The following is a 20,109-nucleotide window of genomic DNA, read 5'->3' as shown; positions in this document are numbered from 1 at the left end:
TTCAGATGGCGAGAAAACCCGAACATAAAAAAACCGCAGTTAACTGGCTGCGGTTTTTTGTTTCAAGAGATGAGAGCCGAGATTTTAGATCTGAGACTAGCCACCATTCATTTCGTAGATCGCCGATACCACATTTGCCATATCGTAGATCGCTAATGCCTCAATTTGTCATTCCATAGAGCGCGTAGCGCGAGTAGGGAATCCTGTTTTTCTAGATTAAACCAGAGAGCCCTAACACGTTCGTTCCTCACTCTAGAGGATGACAAAGTAAGGTATATCCGTAGAGAGGCGAAGCCGAACGTTCCCACTTCCGTAAGCCTCGTTTTCACGAGGCGTTCCGTAATCCCGCATCCGTAGCGCAGCGTTCCGCTACGCCATATACCCCTCAGGCATCTCAATACGCGCTACACCAGAATCAACTGCAGCTTGCGCTACCGCTTTTGCTACGCGTGGCAGTAAGCGGTGATCCATTGGTTTTGGAATAATGTACTGCGCGCCAAACTCTAGCGTTTCAACCCCAGCAGCTTTAAGTACTTCGGCTGGCACTGGCTCTTTGGCTAGTTGGCGAATTGCTTCTACCGCTGCAAGCTTCATCTCATCATTAATTTCGCTTGCACGCACATCTAATGCACCACGGAAGATAAATGGGAAACATAGAACGTTGTTAACTTGGTTCGGGTAATCACTGCGACCGGTACCCATAATCAAATCATCACGTACTTGATGTGCCAATTCCGGTTTGATTTCCGGATCTGGGTTTGAACAAGCAAACACGATTGGTTTGTCTGCCATTAACTTGAGATCTTCTGGTGGTAGCAGATTAGGACCCGATACGCCTAAGAAAATATCCGCACCTTCAATCACATCTTCTAGCGTGCGTTTGTCAGTGTTATTGGCAAATAGTTTTTTGTATTCGTTCAAATCATCACGGCGAGTGTGGATCACACCTTTACGGTCAAGCATGTAGATTTTTTCACGCATTGCACCGCACTTGATCAGCAGTTCCATACACGCCACTGCGGCAGCGCCTGCGCCAAGACAAACAATGGTTGCTTCTTCTAGCTTCTTGCCTTGCAGTTCAATCGCATTGAGCATGCCAGCTGCCGTAACAATCGCGGTACCGTGCTGGTCATCGTGGAAAACCGGCACGTCACAACGTTCAATCAACTGCTTCTCAATTTCAAAGCAGTCTGGAGCTTTAATATCTTCAAGGTTAATACCGCCAAAGGTATCAGCGATATTGGCGACTGTATCGACAAACTCTTCGATAGTGCGGTGTTTTACCTCGATATCAATCGAGTCTAGACCCGCAAAGCGTTTAAACAGCAGCGACTTACCTTCCATTACCGGTTTAGAAGCCAGAGGACCTAAGTTACCCAAACCAAGAATTGCTGTACCGTTTGAGATCACTGCGACCATATTACCCTTTGACGTGTACTTATAGACGTTGTCTGGGTTTTGCGCGATCTCACGTACAGGTTCGGCAACACCTGGGCTGTATGCGAGGGCAAGATCTTTGGCGGTTTCAGCAGGTTTCGTTAGCTCGACGGAGATTTTACCTGGCACTGGGTTGGCATGGTAATCAAGCGCTTGCTGACGGAACAGTTCTTCGGCGGTGTATTCTTGTGATTGGTCATCTGACATGGTGGTTTGTTTCTCGTTATCGTTGGTTGTTAAGCAAAAGTTATTCTATACCTGTAAAGTCAAGCTGCATAGGCAAGAATGCGATTGGTGTAACCATTATGTCGGTTTGAGCATCTGATAAGACCAGATAGCTCACAAATTTGCAGATGAGAAGTAAATGATGAGGGATTGAGAAGGAAAGAGGTAAATGGCAGGTAAGAAAAAAGGACGCCTGAGCGTCCTTTTTATAATCGGTAAAAAAGTAGTAATTACTTCTTGCCGCTTGATAGAGCACCGAAACGCTTGTTGAAGCGATCAACACGGCCGCCTGTATCAACGATACGTTGCTTACCAGTGTAGAATGGGTGGCACTTGTCACATACGTCTAGGTGGATTGACTCTTTACCTAGAGTAGAGTTGAACTCGAAAGAGTTACCGCAAGAGCAAGTAGCTTGTACTGCTTTGTATTCTGGGTGAATACCAACTTTCATGGGAAAACCTCAAATAGGCCGTGTCGCCATCCGATTCTAAGCCGGACACCACACGTAGTTAATAAAAAGCTCACATCACCGCTTGGTGAATAAATCTCCAAGCCATAATGCTAAGGCGCAGTATAGTAATGAATCCGCTAATGAGGATCAACAGATTTACTTAAATTATTGCTACTTTTTTCACCATTAGCCAGAGTTCAGCGCTTTAACGAGCAATTGAGAGGGAAATAGAATCGCTAAGCGTTTTGCTTTAGACTTATTCGGGTTTCTTACTCACAAGTGTTAGCAATTATTTTATGCGTCCTACCATTGCTCGGGTGGCATTGCCAGTTCCCTTAGATAAGCAATTCGATTACTTGATCCCAAGCCACCTTTTCCCTGTGATTGGTGGGCGCGTGTCTGTTCCTTTTGGTCCGAAAACCTTGATTGGTATTGTCACCGAATTAACCAATCATTCGGATTTTAATCAAACGCAGCTTAAGCCGATAAAGCAGGTATTAGATAGTCAACCAGTTTGGTCCGAGTCTTTGTACCAGTTGCTTAAGTGGTGCAGTCAATTCTATCAATATCCATTAGGTGACACTCTCGCGAACGCGATGCCATCGGCTTTGCGCAAAGGAAAGCCTGCGGATTTCTCTACTTTGGTCGAATGGCAGTTAACCGAAGCGGGTAAAAATCAGCTGATGCTTGGTTTAGGGCGCGCAGTAAAACAAGAGAGTGCGATGCGGGCGCTGGAATACGGCGCGGTTTCGCATCAGCAATTGCTCGACCAAGATATATCTGGGACCACGCTAAAAACACTCCAAGAAAAAGGCTGGGTAGAGTCGCTAGAAAAGAAACCAGTGATCAAAGCTTGGAGTACGTCGGTTGAGGCTGAAGTGGATAAGCCGAAGCTCAATCATGAACAGGCAGTGGCAATTGCCAGTGTCAACAGCATGCAAGGCTTTGGCTGCTACTTGCTCGAAGGGGTAACAGGGTCGGGTAAAACCGAAGTGTACCTAAATCTAATCAAACCAGTACTAGAAAAGGGCAAGCAAGCTTTAGTGCTGGTGCCCGAAATTGGTTTAACGCCACAAACCATCAACCGTTTTCGTCAGCGTTTTACTGTCCCTGTGGAAGTTATTCACTCCGGGCTAAATGAAACTGAGCGTCTTAACGCTTGGCTTAGCGCGCGCGATAAAGCTGCAGGGATTGTGATTGGCACTCGTTCGGCGCTGCTTACTCCCTTTACCGACCTTGGCATTATCATTGTTGATGAAGAGCATGACAGCTCATACAAACAGCAAGATACTTTGCGCTACCATGCTCGAGATGTGGCCGTGATGCGCGCTAATAAGGAGCAGATCCCGATTGTATTGGGCTCTGCAACGCCCGCGTTAGAGACTTTGCACAACGCATTAAGTGGTAAATATCACCATTTGGAGCTGTCTAAGCGCGCGGGCAATGCCAAGCCAACCACCAACAAAGTGCTTGATGTTAAAGGTCTCTATTTAGAAAGTGGCTTGTCGGCGCCATTAATTGCCGAGATGCGCAGACATTTGAGTGCGGGTAACCAAGTGATGCTGTTTCTAAACCGTCGCGGGTTTTCACCAGCCTTGATGTGCCATGAGTGTGGCTGGATTGCGGAATGCAAACGCTGCGATGCTTACTATACCTATCACCAGTACAGCAATGAGATCCGTTGTCACCACTGTGGTTCGCAGCAGCCGATTATTCATCAGTGTCACGGCTGTGGCTCAACTAATTTAGTCACAGTCGGTGTCGGCACGGAACAACTCGAGGCGCAACTGCATACTCTATTTCCTGATTATAAAGCGATTCGTATTGACCGTGACAGTACGCGTCGAAAGGGCAGTTTAGAGAGTGCTCTGACGGCAATTCGTAAAGGGGAATACCAAATTCTGATTGGTACGCAGATGCTCGCCAAAGGCCACCATTTCCCAGATGTCACTTTAGTCGCATTGCTGGATGTTGATGGTTCACTGTACAGTAGTGACTTTAGAGCATCAGAGCGTTTGGCTCAGCTGTTTATTCAAGTTGCTGGTCGTGCGGGGCGCGCAAGTAAGCCTGGTGAGGTGATATTACAGACTCATCATCCAGAGCATACCTTGCTGCAAGCTTTGCTTAATCACAGTTATCGCCACTTTGCGCAAACTGCCTTACAAGAAAGAAAGTTTGCTATGTTGCCGCCCTATACTTTTCTCACGCTGTTTCGCGCCGAAGCTAACAGCAGTGATTTAGTCGAAGAGTTTATGCGTCAGGTACGCTATACCCTAGAGGCACATCCATTGTTTGATGATAGCTGCCAAGTATTAGGACCGACGCCAGCACCATTGGCAAAAAAAGCGGGTAAATATCGTTGGCAATTATTATTGCAAACGCAAACTCGTCCTTTAATGCAGCGATTGCTCGCGAGTGCCAAACCGGCTATTGAGTTATTGCCTAATAGCAAAAAGGTACGCTGGTCGCTAGACATTGAACCGCAAGATTTAAGCTAGCCTCCATTTTACAATGTTACGTACGCTAGACTAGAAAGTGTTTTTGTGACGTAAGTCTCTGTCTTGGGTCGGGTTTTGTTAAATATCCCGTAACTTTATAGCTCGAAATAAATACACTAGTACATAAAGCATTACGCATCACAGTGAATAGCCAAACCAAGCTTGTTGGTGCGGGGATTGATTGTGAACTGACACAATTAAGAGTGGGCAGCTAGCTCATCAAGATTCATTAGGCTTGGGTGGCTTTGGCTACCAACAAGGGAAAAATTTAAGAGGGTTACATTTATGGCGACAATGAAGGATGTTGCCCAGCTCGCAGGTGTTTCAACAGCGACAGTTTCAAGGGCGCTGATGAATCCCGAGAAAGTTTCTTCTGCAACGCGTAAGCGCGTAGAGGACGCTGTGTTAGAAGCTGGATATTCACCTAACTCGTTAGCACGCAATCTGCGTCGTAATGAGTCTAAAACTATCATCGCGATCGTTCCTGACATTTGCGATCCCTATTATACCGAGATCATTCGCGGTATTGAGGATGCAGCGATGGAGCACGGCTATATTGTTTTACTGGGTGATAGCGCGCAGCAGAAAAAACGCGAGAACTCTTTTGTTAACTTGGTCTTTACCAAGCAAGCTGATGGCATGTTATTGCTAGGCACCGATCTCCCTTTTGATGTCAGTAAACCCGAGCAAAAAAACTTGCCGCCGATGGTGATGGCGTGTGAATTTGCCCCTGAACTAGAACTGCCGACAGTTCATATTGATAACCTAACTTCAGCGTTTGAAGTGGTGAATTACCTGACGCAGTTAGGGCACAAACGCATCGCACAGATTTCCGGTCCACAGGATGCTGCGCTTTGTCAGTTCCGCCAACAAGGTTATCTGCAGGCTTTGCGCCGAGCTGGCATTAGCATGAATCCTTCGTACACCATTCATGGTAATTTTAGCTTTGAAGATGGCGCGAAAGCCGTGCGTCAATTGCTGACATTGCCAGAGCCGCCAACGGCTATTTTCTGTCATAACGATGCGATGGCGATTGGGGCGATTCAAGAAGCCAAACGCCTTGGCTTGCGTGTGCCGCAAGATTTATCTGTGGTGGGCTTTGATGATATTCAATTTGCTCAATACTGCGATCCACCGTTAACCACTATTTCACAGCCTCGTTATGAAATTGGTCGCCAAGCGATGTTGATGATGTTGGAAATTCTGCGCGGGCATGATGTTCGTACGGGTTCGCGATTACTTGAAACTAACCTTGTGGTACGTAAAAGCGCGGCGCCACCTCGAGTGATTTAACTTCCCTTAATCGGAATGGCTTAATTTTATAGGTAGTCGACGCTTTAGAGCGTCGATTATTTTTTGCCAACTTGTGTCAAATTTTCCACTTCATTTGGTCAGGAATCAGCAGCGACTCTATTCTCAAGCTTGGTTCTAGATTAAGATGGCGCTAGAACTAACTGATTTATAGTACAACTGTGGCAAGTAGAGATTACGTGAAACGTGGTGCTAGCAAGCGCCCAGCGAAAAAGAAAACCGCACCTAAGCGCAAGCCTTGGGTCAGCGGAATTGTTGCGTTGGTGGTACTTGGTGGTTTTGGCTTTGGGTTATATACATTGAGTCAAGATCCTGAGCCGCCAGCAGCGGTTGTACAAACCAAACCTAAGCCACAAAGTAAGCCGGAAAAAGTGATTCCGCCGCCACCTGAAGAAAAGTGGGACTACGTTGATAGCCTACCAAACCGAGAGGTTGAGGTGAAAGCGAAAGAGCAAGTCGTTTCGGCGATCCCTTACATTATGCAGTGCGGCGCCTACAAAAATGCGCAACAAGCCGAAGCGCGTAAGCTGGATATTGCCTTTCAAGGCATTAGCAGTGAAGTGCGTAAGAAAGATGGCAGCTCTTGGTATCGCGTCGTACTTGGTCCATACAAACTTAAGCGTGATGCAGAGCGAGATAAGCACAAACTACAGCGTGCGAAAATCGAGCCGTGTGCGATTTGGAAAGAGTCGCAATAAACCAGTCATTCGCGATTGATTACGGCAATGGAAATAAAAGAGGCGTACCTTTTCGAGTTAGAGATACGCCTTTTTTGTATCGAATGGATTTTATTGTCCAAGCTTACGTGTCTGGATAACCTTGTGGGTTTGCCGATTGCCAGCGCCAGCCATCCGCTGTCATTTCTTCTAAATTTCGCGTGGCTTGCCAATGTAAGTCCTGCTGTGCCTTGCTAGGGTCTGCCCAGCATTCAGCGATATCGCCACTGCGTCTTGGCGCAAACTGGTGAGGGATAGGCTTACCACAAGCTTTCTCAAACGCCTGAATCATATCTAGTACGCTATAACCATTGCCGGTGCCTAAATTGTATATATGTAAGCCCGCTTTCGGTCCCACATGTTTTAGGGCGGCAAGATGTCCGTCTGCTAAGTCCATCACATGAATATAGTCGCGCACGCCCGTACCATCTTTGGTTGGGTAGTCATTACCAAATACAGACACAAATTCGCGACGACCTACCGCTACTTGAGCCACAAACGGCATTAAGTTATTAGGAATACCCTGTGGATCTTCTCCTAGCATGCCTGATGGGTGTGAGCCAACCGGGTTAAAGTAGCGCAGCAGCGTGATACTCCAATCAGGATTCGCGTGTTGAAAGTCGGTTAAACACTCTTCGACGATCAGTTTGCTACGTCCATATGGGTTGGTTGCACTGGTTGGAAAATCCTCGGTAATCGGTACGCTGGCAGGGTCGCCATATACCGTCGCAGATGAACTAAAGATCAGTCGCTTAACGCCCGACTCACGCATCGCGTCAATTAAGACAAGCGTGCCATTAACGTTGTTATCGTAATACTCAAGTGGTTTCTCAACCGATTCTCCGACCGCTTTTAAACCCGCGAAGTGAATCACGGCTTCAATCTGATGTTCTAGCATGACTTTTTTTAGGGCGTCTTTGTCGCGTACATCAGCTTGAATAAACAAAGGTCTAGTACCAGAAACTTGTTCGATTCGACTCAGAACCGATTGTTTACTGTTGTACAAATTATCAATGATGATGGGTGTTAGGCCTGCTTCGATTAATTGAATGCAGGTATGACTACCAATATAGCCAGTGCCGCCAGTTACGAGAACATTCATATGTTTAGCCAGTTTGAATTATCAATTTATGATAATAATTGTACATCTTTCATCACTTAAGCCCAATTTTTATGCTTAGTGGCGTGAAGCGAATTATTCACTCCCTTGAATTTCTCAACGCTTATCCGCATATACATTAATAGCAAATTTTAAAAATAAGAGGCCCTACTCGTGACTACCATCGTATCTGTACGTCGAAATAACAAAGTTGTCATCGCGGGTGACGGACAAGTATCACTAGGCAATACCGTCATGAAAGGTAACGCGCGCAAAGTGCGTCGTTTGTATAACGGCAAGGTACTGGCGGGCTTTGCGGGTGGTACAGCAGACGCATTTACTCTGTTTGAGCGCTTTGAAAGCAAGCTGCAAATGCACCAAGGTCATTTGACTAAAGCGGCTGTGGAGCTCGCTAAAGATTGGCGTAGCGATCGCGCGTTGCGTAAGCTTGAAGCACTACTTGCCGTAGCAGATGAAACTGCGTCACTGATTATTACTGGTAACGGTGATGTGGTGCAGCCAGAGCACGATCTAATCGCGATCGGTTCAGGCGGTAACTTTGCTCAAGCGGCGGCAACGGCACTACTAGAAAATACTGAGTTAGACGCGCGCGAAATCGCGGAGAAGGCGCTAACCATTGCTGGTGATATCTGTGTATTCACCAACCATCATCACACTATTGAAGAACTAGAAATTCCAGCAGACAAAGCTGAATAAAACCAAAGATAGTGTTCGCAGGAATTTAAAGGAATTTGATTATGTCTGAAATGACTCCACGTGAAATTGTTCATGAATTGAATCGCCATATCATTGGTCAAGATAAAGCTAAACGTTCAGTAGCGATTGCGCTGCGTAACCGCTGGCGTCGTATGCAGCTTGAAGAGAGCTTGCGTGCGGAAGTGACGCCAAAGAACATTCTGATGATTGGTCCAACGGGTGTGGGTAAAACTGAAATCGCTCGTCGTCTTGCAAAATTGGCGAATGCACCATTTATCAAAGTGGAAGCGACTAAGTTTACTGAGGTGGGGTACGTTGGTAAGGAAGTGGAAACCATTATCCGCGACCTAACCGATGTTTCCATTAAGATGACGCATCAGCAAGCGATGGAAAAAGTAAAATTCCGCGCCGAAGAGCAAGCGGAAGAGCGCATTCTTGATGCATTGCTGCCGCCAGCGCGTGATGCTTGGGGTCAAAACCAGCAGCAAGAAGAAGGCAGCTCGAATACTCGTCAAATCTTCCGTAAGAAACTGCGTGAAGGTCAACTAGACGAGAAAGAGATTGAGATTGATGTCGCTGCGCCACAAATGGGCGTAGAGATCATGGCGCCTCCTGGTATGGAAGAGATGACCAATCAGCTACAAAGCATGTTCTCAAACCTTGCTGGCGATACTAAGAAAAAGCGTAAGTTAAAGATCAAAGATGCACTTAAAGCGTTAGTTGAAGAAGAAGCGGCTAAGCTTGTGAATCAAGAAGAGCTAAAAGAGCAGGCGATCTACAACGTTGAAAACAACGGTATCGTGTTTATCGATGAGATCGATAAGATTTGTAAACGTGGTGAGAGCTCAGGTCCTGACGTATCACGTGAAGGTGTACAGCGTGACTTGCTGCCATTGATTGAAGGCAGCACGGTTTCAACTAAGCACGGCATGGTAAAAACCGACCATATTCTGTTTATCACCTCTGGTGCGTTCCAAGTGGCGAAGCCATCGGATTTGATCCCTGAATTGCAAGGTCGTCTACCAATTCGTGTTGAACTAGAAGCGCTTTCTAGCCATGACTTCAAACGCATTCTGACTGAGCCTAAAGCATCATTAACTGAGCAGTACATTGCGCTGATGAAAACTGAAGAAGTGGACATTGAGTTTACTGAAGATGGCATCGTACAAATCGCTGAAGCGGCATGGACGGTAAATGAAACCACAGAAAACATCGGTGCACGCCGTCTACATACCGTGATGGAGCGCTTGATGGATGAGATTTCATTTGAAGCAACCGATAAATCAGGCAGCAAGCTGGTTATCGATGCAGCTTACGTGAAAGATCGTTTAGGTGAGTTTGTTGAAGATGAAGATCTAAGCCGCTTTATTCTTTAATTCCCCGAATCGAAGTTTGCTAGCCCTGCCATATGGCGGGGCTTTTTTGTGCATTTAGAACCATAACAACCACCTAAAATCACGCCGATTCCATCGCCGCTAAGATATTTTTTATACAAATTTTTAACTCAGAGAAATTGACCGCATATTAAGGGGTTATGTGGCAAATTATAGATAATTTAATAGCTTAGTTAGTGACTTGTGCTGGTTGTCGGTGTGCAATTTGTAAAAAGTGTCTGTATGATACATCGCCTTTGTGATCATTCTCACGCTCTGGATGAGTTGTGAGGGAAATACGCCTAACCCGTTAACGCGGGTCAAAAAAAGCGAGACACTAATGTCTAAAGGCACTTTGGCGGCAGGACTTTCCTGCGTTTCTGAAGCTGATTATTCATCTTCATCGTTTACTACAAACAGTAAACCTTCTATCCGCTCCCAACTGGAGCTGTCCAACCCTGTGCTCTGGTTAAGCGGCACTTTTCTTTCTCTATTTGTATTGCTGGCTCTACTTGATACCGAGCTTTTAACCTCATTGGTTAATACTGGCTTTAGCTACGCGACTCAATGGTTTGGTGGCTACTGGCAAATTCTGTTATTCGCTAATTTTGTGATTGGTCTGTTTATCGCACTTGGTCAAACTGGCTACGTGCGCTTAGGCGGTTTAGCCAAACCTGAACTTGAAACCTCGAAATGGCTATCGATCGTACTGTGCACGCTGCTTGCAGGTGGTGGGGTATTTTGGGCTGCGGCAGAACCCATTGCCCACTTTGTTTCGGCGCCGCCGTTTTATAGTGCCAATGATAGCTCGATCAGCACGCGAGATATGGCAATCAATGCGCTATCGCAGTCATTCCTACATTGGGGCTTCTTAGCTTGGGCAATCCTTGGTTGTTTATCTTCGATTGTGTTGATGCACCTGCACTACGATAAAGGCTTGCCACTTAAGCCGCGCACTTTGCTTTACCCAATCTTTGGTCAGCGTGCGATTCATGGCTGGCTTGGCGATACCATTGATGCGTTGAGCATCATTGCGGTTGCTGCCGGCACAATTGGTCCGATTGGCTTTTTGGGCTTACAGATCAGTTACGCGCTCAATGCGCTGTTCGGTTTGCCGGATCAGTTTGAAACCCAAACGCTGGTGGTTGTGCTTGCGATGGCTTGCTATACCCTGTCGGCGCTAAGCGGTTTAAGCCGAGGTATTCAGCTTGTTAGCCGTTACAACATTATCCTTTCGCTAGCTTTGGTGGTATTTATTCTGCTGGCAGGACCAACCAGCTTTATCATTGATGGCTACATTCAAGGGGTAGGGCGCATGGTCGATAACTTTGTCCCGATGGCGCTTTATCGTGGTGATACTGGCTGGCTAAGCTGGTGGACGGTATTTTTCTGGGGCTGGTTTATTGGTTACGCGCCGATGATGGCAATTTTTATTGCCCGCATTTCTCGTGGGCGCACCATTCGTCAATTGATTCTGGCGATCAGTATTGCTGCGCCACTGATCACCTGTTTCTGGTTCAGTATTGTTGGTGGTAGCGGATTAGCGTTTGAGTTGGCTAACCCAGGCAGTATTCAAGCAGGTTTTGAAGGCTTTAATTTGCCGGGGGCGCTGCTTGCCATCACCGAGCAATTGCCGTTCCCAATGCTGATTTCGATTCTGTTTTTAGTCTTAACCACCACCTTCATTGTCACTACCGGTGACTCGATGACTTACACCATCAGCGTAGTTATGACAGGTAACAGCCAGCCGAATGCGTTAATTCGTGCATTTTGGGGTTTGGTGATGGGAACAGTCGCGATTGTGTTGATTTCAATGGGCGATGGCGGCATCTCCGCGCTGCAATCCTTTATTGTTATCACGGCTGTACCGACCTCTTTTATTATTCTGCCTTCATTGTGGAATGCGCCAAAAATCGCGCAGCAAATGGCGAAAGAGCAAGGTCTGATTTAGTTAATTCTGTGATTGAATAGATACAAAAATCCCCCAGTTAATCTGTTAAATTAATGGGGGATTTTTTATTGCAGTGTTTCAGCGAGGAGCTTAGATCATAAAGATAAAGATCACTGATAGCGCTGAAATTAGACCTGCAAATGCGTAACACAATACTTTGCCTACTACGCCAGCGTGGATTTTCAGATCGTGCATGCCGTGGTGCAAGCGGTGCATTGCATGCCACATTGGTAGCGATAGGGTGCCGATAATAAACAGCGCACCAATCCAGCTAGTCGCAAACTTAGCTACGCGTTCATAGCTTAGCGCGTCAGCATCAATGATGCCTAGCGGAGCTAAGATACCCAGTACCAACACAGTAATTGGCGTGATCATCGCAAACCAAGTACCGCCAGCACCAAATAGGCTCCACCAAATTGGCTCATCTGAACGAGCAGGAGAACGGTCAACTTTATAATTCGGTTTCATACATTGCTCCTTATACAACGATCAGAACAACCAAAGAGATAAACGCTACCGCTGCCCATTGAGCAAGTACGATGAGCTTTTTCTCTACTGGTTTGCCTTTGATACGAATTGGCATTACTTGTGGCATCATGCTAAAGAAAGTTTGTGCATGCAGTAGGCTACCTGCTAGTGCAACGATGTTGATCGCTACGACTAAAGGGTTTGCCATAAACTCTAACCAACCTTGCCAAGCCTCTGGACCTTTGACTAACGCGCCTAAACCCACAGTGAGGAATAGCGTAAATAGGATCAGAGGCAGTATTGTTGCTTCACGCAGCATGTAGAAGCGGTAGAAAGGGCTACTTTGCCACCAAGTACGTTTCATCTCACGTACATAAGGTTTACGGTTACTCATACTAAGCTTCCTCTTTCACTGGTTTGCCGTCAGGCTTAAGCATCGCAATCACGAAATCCATTGAAGACTCGACTTTGCCTTGGTTAACCGCGCCTGCTGGATCGACGTTTTTCGGACATACTTCAGAACAGTAACCAACGAAAGTACAGCCCCAAGCGCCGTTTTTACCGTTGATCAGTGCCATACGCTCAGCTTTACCATTATCACGGCTATCTAGGTTGTAGCGGTGTGCAAGAGTTAGAGCAGCAGGACCAATAAACTCAGGGTTCAGACCGAATTGCGGACACGCTGCGTAACACAGACCACAGTTGATACAGCCAGCGAACTGTTTGTATTTCGCCATCTGTTCAGGCGTTTGCAGGTTGGTGCCATCTTCAGGTTTGCGATCGTTGCCAATGATGTAAGGTTTAATCGCTTCAAGGCGCTCGATAAATGGCGTCATATCTACGATCAAATCTTTCTCGATTGGGAAGTTTGCTAAAGGCTCAATCTTCACGCCATCGATGTAGTCACGTAGGAAGCTCTTACACGCAAGTTTTGGCACACCATTAACCATGATGCCGCAAGAACCACAGATCGCCATGCGGCAAGACCAGCGGTAAGCCAGATCTTTATCCAGGTTATCTTTCACGTAGCCAAGTGCATCAAGCACCGACATAGTTTCATCAAACGGCACTTCAAAGGTTTGGAAATGCGGCTCTGCGTCTTTCTCTGGGTCATAACGCAGGATGTCTACTTTTTGAATACGATGTGCTGACATTATGCTTGCTCCTCTGCGCTTTTCGCTGCCGCTTTCTCTGCTGCTTTTTCTTCAGCCGCTGCTTTCTCAGCTGCTTCGCCGTATAGACGTGCTTTTGGCTGTGACTTAGTGATAGTGACATCGCTGTAGTCGATAGCTGGCGCTGCATCCGTTTGGTAGAAAGCCAGAGTATGCTTAAGGAAGTTTACGTCATCACGCTCAGTGCAGCCGTCATCGAGACGTTGGTGCGCACCGCGAGACTCTTTACGTAAGATTGCTGAGTGAACCATAGCTTCAGCCACTTCCAAGCCGTAGCCCACTTCGATAGCGTAAAGCAGGTCAGTGTTGAACACTTTGCCTTTATCTTTAATGCTGATCTTCTTGTAGCGTGCTTTCAGCTCAGTGATCTTTTCGATCGTCGCTTGCATCAAATCTTCTTGGCGGTAGATACCACAACCCGCTTCCATGGTGTGACCCATTTCCGTGCGGATATCTGCCCAGTTTTCATCGCCTTCTTGGTTCATCAACGCTTCAATGCGAGCTTCAACTGCTTCCACTTGTGCTGCGATTGATTCGTCATTCCAGCCTTTGAATTCTGCTGCGCGTTGTACCGCGTGTTCACCGGCTACGCGACCAAATACCACAAACTCAGCCAGTGAGTTTGAGCCTAGACGGTTCGCGCCATGCAAGCCAACAGAAGCACATTCACCAACGGCAAATAGACCTTTGATGCGCGTTTCACATTGACCGTTGGTTTCAATACCACCCATGGTGTAGTGAACGGTAGGACGAATTGGAATCGGCTCTTTTGCTGGGTCTACGTTGACGTAAGCTTTGGCAAGTTCACAGATAAATGGTAGACGCTCTTGCAGATACTCTTCACCTAGGTGGCGAAGATCAAGGTGCACAACATCACCCAGTGGGTGTTTGATGGTGTTGCCTTTTTGCTGCTCATGCCAGAATGCTTGAGAAACTTTGTCACGCGGACCCAGTTCCATGTATTTGTTCTTCGGCTCGCCAACAGGGGTTTCTGGTCCCATGCCGTAGTCTTGCAAGTAACGGTAGCCATTCTTGTTAACGATGATACCGCCTTCACCACGACAGCCTTCGGTCATCAAGATACCGGTGCCAGGTAGACCGGTTGGGTGGTATTGCACGAATTCCATATCACGCAGTGGTACGCCGTGGCGGTAAGCCATTGCCATACCATCACCCGTTACGATACCGCCGTTGGTGTTACAGTGGTAAACGCGACCTGCACCACCGGTTGCCAGTACCACAGACTTAGCTTTGATGGTAACCAGTTCGCCTTCCGCCATATGGATAGCGATAAGACCTTGCACTTCACCTTCGTCAACCAATAGGTCAACCACGAAGTATTCGTCAAAACGTTTGATGTTTTGGTACTTCATTGAAGTCTGGAATAGGGTATGCAGCATGTGGAAGCCGGTTTTATCGGCTGCGAACCAAGTACGTTCGACTTTCATACCGCCAAAGCGGCGTACGTTGACTTCGCCATTTTCTTTACGACTCCAAGGACAACCCCATTGTTCCATTTGGATCATCTCGCGAGTCGCATTCTCAACGAAGTATTCAACCACATCCTGTTCACATAGCCAGTCACCACCACCAACGGTGTCGTTAAAGTGATTGTCTAAGCTATCTTCATCCTTGATAACTGCCGCTGAGCCACCCTCTGCCGCGACTGTGTGAGAACGCATTGGATAAACTTTAGAGATCAGAGCGATTTCTAAATCCGGGTTTGCTTCAGCTGCTGCAATAGCAGTACGAAGACCAGCGCCGCCTGCGCCGATGACTGCGATATCTGTGATGATAGTTTGCACAGTTATCCTCCAGTGTGTAAGTGCAGCATATAGCCGCTTTGTTATAGTAATAGAGTCAGTGCTATCGGTTACTTTCTAGCCTAGGAAGAACGTGCTACACACGACTCAAAAGTGTTACAAACAGTGTAAAAGAGGGGCTAGGGGTAAAAATTGATTTGATCCGGTTTTTACTCCGGTAATGAACTTGTAGGCATACAATTTATAGGATATGTGAGGCTAATCACGGCGCGTTATTCGCAACGTCAGGTTACGTAAACGCCATCTGTTACATGGCTGTAAAGACAAGTTTGAATCACTGATAATTCCTTTTATCAGTCGGTTAGCACATGGTTTAGCGCACAGCTTTGTTAGGGCTTGTCGCTTGCATCGGTATCGGCTTTCAATCCACAAGAATGGTTAAATACTTATCTTGATTGGTATGCTATCTTCCCCGCCCATTGATTGGTTTGATAAACAAGGTAGCAAGATGAGCTGGCAACCAACCGCATCGATAGAACTGCTTAAACAAAGGGCTGAAGTGCTCAGCCAAATTCGTCACTTTTTTGCCGAGCGCAATGTACTTGAGGTCGATACCCCGGCGATGAGTCACGCCACGGTGACCGATATTCACCTGCATACTTTTCAAACCGACTTTATTGGCCCAGGTTATGCCGATGGCAGTAAACTGTTTTTAATGACCAGCCCAGAGTTTCACATGAAGCGTCTGTTAGCGGCAGGCAGTGGTTGTATCTACCAAATCAATAAAGCATTTCGTAATGAAGAAAATGGTCGTTATCACAACCCTGAGTTCACGATGCTCGAGTGGTACCGCGTTGGGTTTGATCACCACAAGCTTATGGATGAGATGGATGCTCTGCTGCAACTGGTACTTAAAGTAGGGCAAGCCGAGCGTATGACTTACCAACAAGCGTTTATTAATGTGCTTGGTGTGTGTCCACTAGAAGGCTCAATGCAGGAGTTAAAGCAAGTGGCGGCTAAGCTAGGCTTAAGTGATATTGCTGAGCCAGAGGAAGACCGAGACACCTTACTGCAACTGCTGTTTAGTATTGGTGTTGAGGCAAAAATTGGTCAACAAGTGCCTGCCTTTGTGTATGACTTCCCAGCTAGCCAAGCGGCATTAGCCAAGATTAACCAAGCAGACTCGCGCGTAGCAGATCGCTTTGAGGTCTATTTCAAAGGGATTGAGCTAGCTAATGGTTTCCATGAGCTGGATAACCCTGCCGAGCAACTGGCGCGTTTTGAGCAAGACAACGCCAAACGTATTGAGATGGGCTTACCGACACAGCCGATTGATTACCATTTAATTGAGGCGCTGAAATCCGGTTTACCGGAGTGTGCTGGGGTGGCGCTTGGGGTTGATCGTTTGATTATGCTGGCACTGGGTTGCGATCATATTGATCAAGTGACTGCGTTCCCGTTTCCAATTGCCTAAAACTTTAACTTAATATTGCGAGAAAGCGTGGTCAGGATCTCCGATTCTTGCAGTTCTAGGCTCGCCTAGAGATGCCAAGCCCGCTATACTCCCAATCTGATTTTGAAACTGGGGTGACCGATTTACCCCTCTTATTTATACAAGAGCACAGGATATGCAAGAGTACATCGCGTTTTTCCAAGACAATATGATTATGTCATTGGTATGGGTTGGCCTTTTGGTCGCGCTTATCATGAATATCGTTAAAACATCGACAGCGGCTTACAAAGAGATCACTGCTAGTGATACGACAACAAAGATTAACCGTGAAAATGGTGTCGTAGTCGACATTCGCTCGAAAGACGAGTTTAAAAAAGGTCATATTACTGAAGCAGTTCACATTTTGCCGTCAGATATCAAGGCAGGTAACTTCGGTAGCCTTGAAAATCACAAAGCTGACCCAATTATTGTGGTATGCAAAACGGGTCAAACCGCACAAGAGAGCGCGAACCTACTAGCGAAAGCTGGTTTTGAACAAGTGTTTGTTCTGAAGAATGGTTTGGTCTCTTGGAGCGAAGCGAACCTACCACTTGTACGTGGTAAGAAGTAACGATTGCCCACAGCGCTGAACAATAAATCGGCGTTTGACTAAAAGAGATGTGAATTGTGGCACGAATTTACGTGCTCAAATAGAGCAAAACGCATCTCTTGGTTAGTCTCAAGCAGTATTTGAAATTAAGGAATAAAGGATTCGAACATGGCTGAAGCAGCACCGCAACAAGACGCGCAAAACTTTGTAATTCAACGCATCTTCCTAAAAGATGTTTCTTTTGAAGCGCCAAACTCACCAGAAATGTTCCAAAAAGAGTGGAACCCAGAAGTGAAACTGGATCTAGACACGCAAAGTCGTGAGCTAGGTGCGGGTGTATACGAAGTTGTGCTACGCCTAACGACGACAGTGAAAAACGCTGAAGAGACGGCATTCCTATGTGAAGTGCAACAAGGTGGTATTTTCACAGCTGAGAATATGGAAGCAGGTCAACTAGCACACTGCCTAGGTGCTTTCTGTCCAAACATCCTATTCCCATACGCGCGTGAAACAATTTCAAGCCTAGTGATGAAGGGTACATTCCCGCAACTTAACCTTGCTCCAGTTAACTTTGATGCGCTGTTTATGAACTACCTACAACAGCAAGCTCAACAAGGCGAAGGTCAAGCTGAAGCTTAATTAACGTTTTTTGTTAATTGGTTAGATTGCAATTAAAATGCACAAGGCATCGCGTAACCGCATGCGTTGTGCATTTTTTGTTTTAAGCACAGTGGTTATACTCAAACTTGGCTTTGTGGCTAAAGCGGTTTTGGTATAACAACTCAATATATATTGAACAGGCGGACGAATGACAAATTCAAACATCAATAATGCCTACGGAAAAGAGATCGCAATGACGGTTTTAGGCGCCGGTTCTTACGGTACCTCTCTTGCTATTTCTCTGGCTCGTAATGGCGCCAATGTGGTGATTTGGGGGCATGAGCCTGAGCACATGGCAAAGCTAGAAGCTGAGCGTGCTAACCATGAATTTTTACCCGGTGTGGATTTTCCTGAGTCATTGATTGTTGAGTCAGACTTAGAAAAAGCAGTGCAAGCAAGCCGTGACCTTCTGGTCGTTGTACCAAGTCATGTATTTGGTATTGTGCTAGGTAATGTGACGCCTTACTTGCACGATAACTCACGTATCTGCTGGGCAACCAAAGGTTTAGAGCCTGAGACTGGTCGTCTGCTAAAAGAAGTCGCGCACGACATTTTAGGTGAGAGCTACTCGCTGGCCGTGCTATCGGGTCCTACGTTTGCTAAAGAGCTGGCGATGGGTATGCCAACCGCAATCTCGGTTGCATCACCAGATGCGCAGTTTGTTGCCGACCTGCAAGAGAAAATCCACTGCAGTAAGACATTCCGCGTCTACGCCAATAGTGACTTTACTGGTATGCAGCTAGGCGGCGCGGTGAAGAACGTTATCGCCATCGGGGCTGGTATGTCGGATGGCATTGGTTTTGGTGCCAATGCTCGTACTGCATTGATTACTCGCGGTCTAGCGGAAATGTGTCGTCTAGGCGCAGCCTTGGGCGCGCAAACGGAAACCTTTATGGGCATGGCAGGTTTGGGCGATCTTGTACTAACGTGTACAGATAACCAATCTCGCAATCGCCGCTTTGGCTTGGCACTTGGACAAGGTAAAGATGTGGATACCGCTCAGCAAGAGATCGGTCAGGTGGTTGAAGGTTACCGTAATACCAAAGAAGTATGGATGCTGGCACAACGTATGGGCGTAGAAATGCCAATCGTTGATCAGATCTACCAAGTGCTTTACCAAAATAAAGACGCGCGAGAAGCGGCTAAAGACTTACTCGCACGTGATAAAAAAGCAGAAGCTTAATCTATCCCAACAAACCTATAATTAAGGGGATGTACCCAAAAAACTTGGAGATGCAGGTAGGCGACAAAGGAACAAAGCCTCTGAGCATAGATGGTCTATGTGATGAGGTTTGTGAGTGCCAGTCAACACCGCTGCAACTTCAAGTAGGACGGGTATAGGCATAACAAGGAAGTTCGTCGTTTAGAAAGGTTCAATCAATATGAAGCATTGTGAAAAAAAACAGATATGGCAGACGATTATTCAGGAAGCGCGTGAGCAGTCTGAACAAGAGCCAATGCTTGCTAGTTTCTATCATGCCACCATTATTAAGCATGATAGCTTATGTGCAGCGCTGAGCTACATTCTTGCCAACAAGCTCAACACTGCATCAATGCCAGCGATGGCTGTACGTGAAGTGGTGGAAGAGGCGTTTGCTGCCGATCCAAGTATTACTGAAGCGGCTGCTTGTGATATCTGCGCGACGGTCAATCGTGACCCGGCAGTCTCAATGTATTCAATCCCACTGCTTTACCTGAAAGGCTACCATGCGCTGCAAGGCTACCGAGTCGCCAACTGGTTGTGGAAGCAAGGTCGAGTCGCGCTGGCAACTTATTTGCAAAACCAAATTTCAGTGGCGTGTCAGGTGGATATTCACCCGGCAGCACGTATTGGTCGCGGTATCATGCTCGACCACGCAACGGGTATTGTGATTGGTGAAACAGCGGTAGTTGAGAACGACGTATCAATTTTGCAAGACGTAACGCTAGGTGGTACGGGTAAAGAGTGTGGTGACCGCCACCCGAAAATCCGTGAAGGTGTCATGATTGGTGCTGGTGCTAAGATCCTGGGCAATATCGAAGTTGGCGAAGGGGCAAAGATTGCTTCGTGCTCTGTGGTGCTGCATGAAGTGCCACCGCATACCACGGTTGCTGGTATTCCGGCGAAAATCGTCGGTCGTCCGCAATCAGATAAACCATCTTTGGATATGGATCAGCAGTTTAACGGTAAGTCGCAGCAATTTGTGCACGGTGACGGCATCTAGTGATTCGCTGTAAAGCTGAGT

The 20,109-nt window shown here is 46.8% G+C and carries 18 protein-coding genes; 11 read left to right on the top strand and 7 right to left on the bottom strand.

Features of this window, described 5'->3' with window-relative positions:
* Positions 1 to 369 precede the first annotated feature (369 nt).
* Together DPF93_RS09600 and rpmE are read right to left on the bottom strand one after the other, a co-directional pair.
* Positions 370 to 1,644 (bottom strand): malic enzyme-like NAD(P)-binding protein, encoded by a 1,275-nt coding sequence (locus DPF93_RS09600; RefSeq protein WP_114765976.1) that lies wholly within the window; start codon positions 1,642 to 1,644, stop codon positions 370 to 372.
* 248 nt (positions 1,645 to 1,892) lie between these two features.
* Entirely contained in the window at positions 1,893 to 2,114 is a 222-nt protein-coding gene (gene rpmE, locus DPF93_RS09595) for a 50S ribosomal protein L31 (protein ID WP_075650058.1), read from the bottom strand.
* Positions 2,115 to 2,410: 296 nt separating this feature from the next.
* Between rpmE and priA the strand changes: the two genes are divergently transcribed.
* From priA to DPF93_RS09580, 3 genes are all read left to right on the top strand, one after another.
* Positions 2,411 to 4,612 carry a primosomal protein N' gene (gene priA / locus DPF93_RS09590; RefSeq protein WP_114765975.1) on the top strand — a complete coding sequence of 734 codons (2,202 nt, stop codon included), beginning with the start codon at positions 2,411 to 2,413 and terminating at the stop codon, positions 4,610 to 4,612.
* 228 nt (positions 4,613 to 4,840) lie between these two features.
* On the top strand, positions 4,841 to 5,905 hold the full coding sequence (gene cytR / locus DPF93_RS09585; protein WP_279628064.1) for a DNA-binding transcriptional regulator CytR: 1,065 nt from the start codon (positions 4,841 to 4,843) through the stop codon (positions 5,903 to 5,905).
* Positions 5,906 to 6,084: 179 nt separating this feature from the next.
* Positions 6,085 to 6,621: an SPOR domain-containing protein gene (locus DPF93_RS09580; RefSeq protein WP_114765973.1), complete on the top strand. Its 537-nt coding sequence runs from the start codon at positions 6,085 to 6,087 to the stop codon at positions 6,619 to 6,621.
* Between the two features lie 103 nt (positions 6,622 to 6,724).
* Here DPF93_RS09580 and galE read toward each other — a convergent pair whose 3' ends face one another.
* A complete protein-coding gene (galE, locus tag DPF93_RS09575) occupies positions 6,725 to 7,741 on the bottom strand; it encodes a UDP-glucose 4-epimerase GalE (protein ID WP_114765972.1) in 1,017 nt (338 codons plus the stop codon).
* A 171-nt stretch (positions 7,742 to 7,912) separates the two neighbouring features.
* Here galE and hslV point away from each other — a divergent pair, with 171 nt between their 5' ends.
* From hslV to DPF93_RS09560, 3 genes are all read left to right on the top strand, one after another.
* Positions 7,913 to 8,455, top strand: coding sequence for an ATP-dependent protease subunit HslV (hslV, locus tag DPF93_RS09570; protein ID WP_075651675.1), 543 nt, complete (start codon positions 7,913 to 7,915; stop codon positions 8,453 to 8,455).
* A 41-nt stretch (positions 8,456 to 8,496) separates the two neighbouring features.
* Entirely contained in the window at positions 8,497 to 9,831 is a 1,335-nt protein-coding gene (gene hslU / locus DPF93_RS09565) for an HslU--HslV peptidase ATPase subunit (protein WP_114765971.1), read from the top strand.
* 337 nt (positions 9,832 to 10,168) lie between these two features.
* The gene (locus tag DPF93_RS09560; RefSeq protein WP_114765970.1) at positions 10,169 to 11,779 is read left to right on the top strand and encodes a BCCT family transporter; all 1,611 of its coding nucleotides are present in this window, start codon (positions 10,169 to 10,171) and stop codon (positions 11,777 to 11,779) included.
* A 90-nt stretch (positions 11,780 to 11,869) separates the two neighbouring features.
* On the opposite strand, the gene frdD is transcribed toward DPF93_RS09560, so the two are convergent.
* Genes frdD through frdA form a run of 4 tightly spaced genes read right to left on the bottom strand, consistent with a single transcriptional unit; the run spans position 11,870 to position 15,224 of the window.
* A complete protein-coding gene (gene frdD, locus DPF93_RS09555; protein ID WP_114765969.1) occupies positions 11,870 to 12,247 on the bottom strand; it encodes a fumarate reductase subunit FrdD in 378 nt (125 codons plus the stop codon).
* Between the two features lie 10 nt (positions 12,248 to 12,257).
* Complete coding sequence (gene frdC / locus DPF93_RS09550; RefSeq protein WP_114765968.1) at positions 12,258 to 12,641, bottom strand: fumarate reductase subunit FrdC; 384 nt, start codon at positions 12,639 to 12,641, stop codon at positions 12,258 to 12,260.
* Position 12,642: 1 nt separating this feature from the next.
* Positions 12,643 to 13,401, bottom strand: a complete 759-nt coding sequence (locus DPF93_RS09545) for a succinate dehydrogenase/fumarate reductase iron-sulfur subunit (RefSeq protein WP_075651685.1) — start codon at positions 13,399 to 13,401, stop codon at positions 12,643 to 12,645.
* On the bottom strand, positions 13,401 to 15,224 hold the full coding sequence (gene frdA / locus DPF93_RS09540; RefSeq protein WP_114765967.1) for a fumarate reductase (quinol) flavoprotein subunit: 1,824 nt from the start codon (positions 15,222 to 15,224) through the stop codon (positions 13,401 to 13,403). Before frdA ends, DPF93_RS09545 begins: the two co-directional genes overlap by 1 nt.
* A 466-nt stretch (positions 15,225 to 15,690) precedes the next feature.
* Between frdA and epmA the strand changes: the two genes are divergently transcribed.
* From epmA to cysE, 5 genes are all read left to right on the top strand, one after another.
* Entirely contained in the window at positions 15,691 to 16,656 is a 966-nt protein-coding gene (gene epmA / locus DPF93_RS09535) for an elongation factor P--(R)-beta-lysine ligase (protein ID WP_114765966.1), read from the top strand.
* 154 nt (positions 16,657 to 16,810) lie between these two features.
* Complete coding sequence (locus DPF93_RS09530) at positions 16,811 to 17,245, top strand: rhodanese-like domain-containing protein (protein ID WP_114765965.1); 435 nt, start codon at positions 16,811 to 16,813, stop codon at positions 17,243 to 17,245.
* 147 nt (positions 17,246 to 17,392) lie between these two features.
* A complete protein-coding gene (secB, locus tag DPF93_RS09525) occupies positions 17,393 to 17,863 on the top strand; it encodes a protein-export chaperone SecB (RefSeq protein WP_114765964.1) in 471 nt (156 codons plus the stop codon).
* A 169-nt stretch (positions 17,864 to 18,032) separates the two neighbouring features.
* Positions 18,033 to 19,067, top strand: a complete 1,035-nt coding sequence (gpsA, locus tag DPF93_RS09520; RefSeq protein WP_114765963.1) for an NAD(P)H-dependent glycerol-3-phosphate dehydrogenase — start codon at positions 18,033 to 18,035, stop codon at positions 19,065 to 19,067.
* Between the two features lie 199 nt (positions 19,068 to 19,266).
* Positions 19,267 to 20,088, top strand: a complete 822-nt coding sequence (gene cysE, locus DPF93_RS09515) for a serine O-acetyltransferase (RefSeq protein ID WP_114765962.1) — start codon at positions 19,267 to 19,269, stop codon at positions 20,086 to 20,088.
* The last annotated feature ends 21 nt before the right edge of the window (positions 20,089 to 20,109 follow it).

It is taken from the genome of Vibrio rhodolitus, assembly GCF_003350325.1.
Taxonomy (GTDB): Bacteria; Pseudomonadota; Gammaproteobacteria; order Enterobacterales; family Vibrionaceae; genus Vibrio; species Vibrio rhodolitus.
The sequence above is the reverse complement of the archived record's forward strand: the minus strand, read 5'-3'. Positions and strand labels throughout refer to the sequence as shown.